Source organism: Sphingobium cupriresistens, from assembly GCF_004152865.1.
Classification (GTDB): domain Bacteria; phylum Pseudomonadota; class Alphaproteobacteria; order Sphingomonadales; family Sphingomonadaceae; genus Sphingobium; species Sphingobium cupriresistens.
The window spans coordinates 1-5,951 of the sequence record NZ_SEOO01000079.1 but is presented as its reverse complement, the minus strand read 5'-3'; the positions used below and the strand labels follow the sequence as shown (position 1 = coordinate 5,951).

At 59.6% G+C, this 5,951-nt stretch carries 6 protein-coding genes; 1 reads left to right on the top strand and 5 read right to left on the bottom strand.

The window, feature by feature from the left end; translation table 11 throughout:
* Nucleotides 1–331 precede the first annotated feature (331 nt).
* The 3 genes from EWH12_RS21280 to EWH12_RS21270 form a co-directional block, all read right to left on the bottom strand.
* Nucleotides 332–964 carry a tyrosine-type recombinase/integrase gene (locus EWH12_RS21280; protein WP_129927755.1) on the bottom strand — a complete coding sequence of 211 codons (633 nt, stop codon included), beginning with the start codon at nucleotides 962–964 and terminating at the stop codon, nucleotides 332–334.
* A 306-nt stretch (nucleotides 965–1,270) separates the two neighbouring features.
* Nucleotides 1,271–3,160: a GGDEF domain-containing phosphodiesterase gene (locus EWH12_RS21275; RefSeq protein ID WP_129927754.1), complete on the bottom strand. Its 1,890-nt coding sequence runs from the start codon at nucleotides 3,158–3,160 to the stop codon at nucleotides 1,271–1,273.
* A 73-nt stretch (nucleotides 3,161–3,233) separates the two neighbouring features.
* Nucleotides 3,234–4,274, bottom strand: a complete 1,041-nt coding sequence (locus EWH12_RS21270; RefSeq protein ID WP_242496164.1) for a GlxA family transcriptional regulator — start codon at nucleotides 4,272–4,274, stop codon at nucleotides 3,234–3,236.
* 287 nt (nucleotides 4,275–4,561) lie between these two features.
* Between EWH12_RS21270 and EWH12_RS21265 the strand changes: the two genes are divergently transcribed.
* The gene (locus EWH12_RS21265; protein WP_129927753.1) at nucleotides 4,562–4,825 is read left to right on the top strand and encodes a DksA/TraR family C4-type zinc finger protein; all 264 of its coding nucleotides are present in this window, start codon (nucleotides 4,562–4,564) and stop codon (nucleotides 4,823–4,825) included.
* Nucleotides 4,826–5,050: 225 nt separating this feature from the next.
* Here the strand turns inward: EWH12_RS21265 and EWH12_RS21260 are convergent, their stop codons facing one another.
* Both EWH12_RS21260 and EWH12_RS22555 read right to left on the bottom strand, forming a co-directional pair.
* Nucleotides 5,051–5,446, bottom strand: coding sequence for a VOC family protein (locus EWH12_RS21260; RefSeq protein WP_129927752.1), 396 nt, complete (start codon nucleotides 5,444–5,446; stop codon nucleotides 5,051–5,053).
* 325 nt (nucleotides 5,447–5,771) lie between these two features.
* On the bottom strand, nucleotides 5,772–5,951 hold a 180-nt coding region (locus EWH12_RS22555; protein ID WP_207212467.1), incomplete at its 5' end, for a hypothetical protein.

Genomic DNA, 5,951 nt, shown 5'->3' with positions numbered 1-5,951 from the left:
CTGAAAATTACACCAATGCCGGGGGGAGTGGCCCTCGGGCTACGCCCTCACGCCACTCCCCCCGGCATGTAACACGATGGCCTGGTTTTACGCCGCCGAATGGCCGACTTTTGCTCCGCCGTTGACAAAGAGGACCTTTGTCACCACGCTGGGATTAACCCGGACGCCATCACTAGCTATCGGTATGTTATCTGACATCCGCAATTCCCGTTGGGCAAACAAGGGATGTCGGGTTCTGACCAGACCTGCCGTTCCACACATCGGCGAGGAACGACCGGTTTGTCCCAAGCGCTGTGACGTTGGCCCCTCGCCAGAGCGAGGAGCCGATTGGTCAAATTTCGGTATTCTCGGCAAGGGCAAGCGCATCTTCCACGTCGATTCCGAGATAGCGCACCGTATTCTCGATCTTGCTATGACCAAGAAGGATCTGGACAGCGCGCAGGTTGCCAGTTGCCCGGTAGATGATAGATGCCTTTGTCCGGCGAAGCGAATGGGTGCCATAATCGCTTGGCATCAAGCCGACGCCCTTGACCCATTCATCCACAAGCCGGGCATACTGGCGAGTGCTGAGATGGCCACTATGATCCACACGACTTGGGAAGACATAATCGTCTACCGTGCCACCCCGACGTTCAAGCCATGCCAATAAGCTGGCCCGGGCGTCGGGCAGCAGTTCGAACTGAACGGGTCGAGCCGTTTTCTGCTGCATCACTATTGCACGCGTTCGTATTTGCCCACCGCTCACAATGTCGCCGATTTTCATCCGGACGAGATCGCAACCGCGTAGCTTGCTGTCGATCGCGAGATCGAACAGCGCCCGGTCTCGCAGGCGGCGCCGCTGATTGAGATAAAATCGGATCTCCCATATCTGCTTCGGTTTCAGGGCACGTTTGGCGCCGACGGTCCTTCCCGCATTCCAGACCTGACGTTTGGTGGCAGTGGGTTCTGTTTCAGGCATCTCCATGATTGTTCTCCAATTGGCCATAATTGGCCATCTGAAGAACGCCTGTCGGCCCAATCGGTAAATTCCTACGAGGCATGTGCTGACCATGTCGCGGTCATTCAAAATAGGCAAAGTGAATGTCTGCTCCTGATCAAAGCTGTCCTATCGACGCCGCGATGAGGTAGACTGATCCTGCGTAACATTTTCGCAAAGCCGCGGTTCATTCGACCGACAGCGAGGGCCGTTGAGGCGCGGTCGACTCAGGTAAATTGAGACAGCGGTACGTTTGCGACGCCGATGCAGGCAAGCATTCTGGTTGAACCACCTTCATTCCGGAAGACCTGCCGTGTGCGACGCGCGATTGTCATTGAGCATCGTCAGAAGGCGGCCCTGCTGTGCTTGGTCGCGCGGGATCGCGTGATCCTTGATGAAAGCGTCAAACGCGGTGATATCGAGTGGGTGAGAATAGAGATAACCTTGTCCGACCGAGCAGCCGAGGGATCTCATAACGGAGAGCTCCGCGTCGGTCTCTATCCCTTCGGCGACGACGCGAATATCCAGCACTCCGCCTAGTTTTATGATGCTCTCGACGATCACCTGCTTGGCGGGGCTGTGAACGACATTGCGCACGAAACTGCGATCGATCTTGATTTCGGTCAGCGGGAAACGTTCCAGATACCGCAGATTGGAGTATCCGGTCCCGAAGTCGTCGATCGAGATTTCAACGCCCAAGCCGCGCAGGTCGCGAAACACGCGCAGGACTTCCGCAGGCTCGGGCATCATGAGGCTTTCGGTAAGCTCAAGGGTCAGCCATTCGGGACGACAGCCGGTCTCGGCGAGCACCTGCTCGACAAAAGCCACCATGTCCCTGCGGGTGAATTCGAGCACCGACACATTGCAGGAAAAACGTATCGGTGTGTGTCGTCCGTCGTTGATCCGCGTTGCCTGCTGAGCAACCGTTCGCATTGCCCATGCCCCGATGTCCAGGATCGCGCCGGTCTCCTCGGCAACGCCGATGAACCGACTTGGGGACTGCAGCCCGAACACGCCGTGGTTCCATCGCAGCAAGGCCTCGGCACCCACGATGTTTCCAGAATGCAGGTCCACCTGAGGCTGATAATGCAACAGCAGTTCCTCATTCGGAATTGCAGCCTGCAGATCATTTGCCAACCGGATGCGATTGGACGCATCGCGTTCGTCCGCCGCGGCAAAGCGATGCGGAGGGTGTGAAGCCACCGCTTTGGATCGCTGCAAGGCTGCCGCGGCCTGGCGAACGAGCTGGAGCGGATCCGACCCGATAGATCCGACGGTGTAGCCCGCAGCGAACTGGGTCGTCAGTGCCGCGCCGGGCAGAATGAAGCGGGGCTGCAGCAGGCTCAGAACATCGTCGACCATGTCGGCGGCGCGTTCAGCATCGCCGAGCTCGAAGGCAAGCGTGAAGCTGTTTGTGCCTACCCGCGCTAAGGCGACCGATGGCATTGTCGCGAGGCGCCCCGCGACCGCTCGCAAGAGAGCATCACCGATATCATAGCCAAAGCCGTTGTTGACATCATGAAACCGCATGATGTCGAGCTTGAGCAGCAGCACAGCGGATCCTGCGGCCACGTTGATCGACGCCAGCCGGTCGAGCAGGCCGTAGCGGTCGAGCAAACCAGTCAGGCGATCAACGCCTGATGCGCAGGTGACGTCGCGGATCAGGCCGACGCAGTGCGTGATCTGCCCAGATGCATCCCGATGCGGCACCAGTCGCAGCGCGTTACGAAACATCGTGCCGTCGCGCTTGTAGTTGCGCAGCGTCACAGAACAGGCGTGACCTTCGGTCAGGGCAGTGCGGATTTCGGCGATTTCGGGCTGCAGGCGGTCGCTGCCCTGAAGATAGCGGCAATTCTTGCCGATGGCCTCGGCTGCAGCATAGCCGGTAATCGCCTCGAACGCCGCGTTGACCTTGACGATAGGGTGCCCACGCTGACGCATGTCCGCGACCATCACGCCATCACCGACGTGGTCCAGGGCCAACCCATATGCAGCCGAAATGGAATCGGAATCGTCCGATGGCCGGTCCAGGCAGTCCCATTGCTTGGGCCTGAATCCAAAATCGCCTTGCGGTACGCCCTTGCCGTCGTTTCCGTCATGCGCCATGGCGCGTCCAGGGATCGCCGTCAATGCCGTTGAGAACTCCGGTCCAGTTCGTCTTTGCGCAAAAAGCAGCGCGGTCAATTCGCATTGTCTGGCCTCCAGGTTCGACAATGCAAACCCTCAGCCGAACCTTCAATGATCGCAGGGCGGCGCTTCAGGACAAATCGGCGGCACTTTCGTCTTTGCCTGCCGCGCCAGACCCGGAGGTCTGAAATCGCTGGCGATATTCTGTCGGGGTGACACCGATCCTGCGCACAAAAGCGCGCCTCAGAGTCGTCGTTGATCCGAAGCCAGCGGCATACGCGATCGTCTTGAGCGGCGCGCTGCTGTCTTCCAGCAAACGTCGGGCAATATCGATCCTCGTCATCTCAACATAGGTGGCTGCACTCCAACCCAGCTCGGCGTGGAATAGCCGGGATAGTTGGCGCGGTCCCACCCTCGCCACCTCGGCGAGCGCTTCGAGGGCCAGTTCCCCGCGGGGGTATTCTAGGATGTGCAGCTTGATCCGGTCGATCGGACTGCTGGTGGCAGATTGAGCGGTCAGGGCATCGCTGAACTGCGATTGACCCCCGGGCCGCTTTAGAAAGACGACGAGGCGGCGTGCCACCCAGAGCGCGAGCGCCCGGCCATGGTCCTCTTCGATCAGGGCAAACGTCAGATCGATCGCGGCCGTTACCCCGGCGGAACTGAACACCAGTCCATCGCGGACGAAGATCTGGTCGGGCTCGACCTTGATGTCGGGAAAGTCAGTCGCCAAACGATCCGCATATTCCCAATGCGTCGTGGCACGGCGTCCTGCCAGCAATCCGGCGTGCGCGAGCAGGAAAGCGCCGGTACAGGTCGATCCATAGCGCCGGGATTGCCGGGTCTGATCCTGCAGCCATTGCATCACGGGGACACTCGGGCGTGCTGGCAACCCATAAGGCCCGGTGACGATCAGCGTGTCGCAGTTCGGCGCCGCAGTGTCGATGCTGGCATCAGCCACATATTTTACGCCAGAAGCGGTGTCTGCAACGCCTCCATGCTCGGTGACGAGTTCGACGGTGTAATGGGGTCCTGACCCGATTTTGCAATTGGCTTCGAACAGCGCATCGCGAATACCGGCGATTTCGAGCAGGTGCACCTTCGAGGGCGCAAAGATGGTAATATGGATGGCCTGTACTCCGCTCAGCGATAGCGCGAGGCCATGGCCCAAGCCTCATACGCCTCTGCTTGCCGAACACAAAGCGGGTAGCGGGTGCCGTAGGCACTCGCGTCCGACACGGCCGACCGGGCAGTTGCCAGACGGCAGGACAATCCCCACATAAGCTGTAAGGTTGGCCACTCTGTGAGCGATCACCTGGCTGCTTGGCGGTGATAGCATCCAAGGGCACAGCAATGACGCGGTCATCTTGCCGCCGGGGCAGATTCAGACCCCCGGCCAGCAACCATTTAGGACGCGGTGTTCGGCCGGCGCCGAGTTCACAACGAGGAGACGGTACTATGGCCAACGGCTGGGCGCGCGACGGTGCGATCCAAGATCAGATAGACGACACGGTGAAAGACGCGGTGCTCAGCGCGCGGGCGCGATTGCCGATTGGCGGGGGCGCCGAATATTGTGATGACTGCGGCGAGGAGATTCCGAAAGCGCGACGCGAGGTGCTGGCTGGCATTCGTACGTGCATCTCCTGCCAGTCGATACGAGACCGGCAGATGCGCACCGCAGGAATCAACCGGAGAGGCAGTAAGGACAGTCAGTTGCGCTGATCGAGAAACGCGAACTGACCAAGCAGACCTGGGAGGCGCCAGCGGCAACCGACCCAGGCCCAGTCGTTCACGCTTCCAAATTGAATTTCTGATTGCGCCTGAAGCCCCCATGCCCCTTTCCCGATATCACATCGGCGGTACTTTTGACCACTTATGGGTCGAGGTTGACCGGCCCTACGAAACGCCTAATCGCTCGGTGGGCCGGTCCAGAGAGGGGTAAAAATGCTATCCGGGGATGTGGATCCCGCAAAGCTTGTTGCCGTCGGGATCGCGCACGTAAGTCAGGTGGATAGTTCCCATCGCGGACTCCCGCGGGCCAGGAGCGTCTTCGATTGACGTCCCGCCATTGGCTACGGCTACATCATGAAATCGCTGAACTTGCTCGGGCGAATTGCACGAGAAAGCAACGGTGCTCCCGTTCGCCACGGTGGCAGGTTCATCGTTGATCGGCTGGGTGACGATGAAGTTGGTTCCGCCCTGGTTCGGGTAGAAGAGGCGCGTATGTCCGCTTCCAGCGATGTTGATCATCGGCTCTGGCACCCCCAGAGCACCCAAAACCGCGTTGTAGAACCGCCGCGATCGCTCGATGTCATTGGAGCCTACCATCGTGTGGAATAGCAATTTCTTTCTCCCTATCGTTATGAGGACGCTTGTGGAGGCAGTGCGGGATCGGAACAAGCGGCGAGTTGCGTTCTCAGCCAATTTAGGAAGCCTATCCGGTCGCGCTTAGTTGGCCAGTCGGGGAAGCACCGGACGTCGGGTATTGGCGAGCCCTGCCGTTAAACACTTTACGTCAGAACGGCAGGAAAGTCCCACTACGCCGCGTGTAGCGATCGGCAAAACCGACCCTTCTCAGACGCTCAGCCGCCTATTTCTGGGCACCAGGTGCTGACAGTCTGCTTTTCCAGCCTGTGCACCTAAATCAGGCCGGAACCGGTCATTGAAATCAATCGAGCAGCCAGACGGTTGGCGCCCCAAATTCGGTCGTCCGAGATCGGTGGTCGTGTCCCACGGGGTGGTGTAGGAAGGTTTCCCTGAGAGGGTGGCCACCGTCGATCTTCTGGTAGGGTTCGGATGCGAACTCGAACCTGGAGAAGAAGACGATGACCGATGACAGAATGGCCCT

Excerpts from the sequence above, each read along its gene's own strand:
- EWH12_RS21280 (WP_129927755.1), bottom strand. The coding sequence starts at position 964 with ATGGAGATGCCTGAAACAGAACCCACTGCCACCAAACGTCAGGTCTGG.
- EWH12_RS21265 (WP_129927753.1), top strand. The coding sequence starts at position 4,562 with ATGGCCAACGGCTGGGCGCGCGACGGTGCGATCCAAGATCAGATAGAC.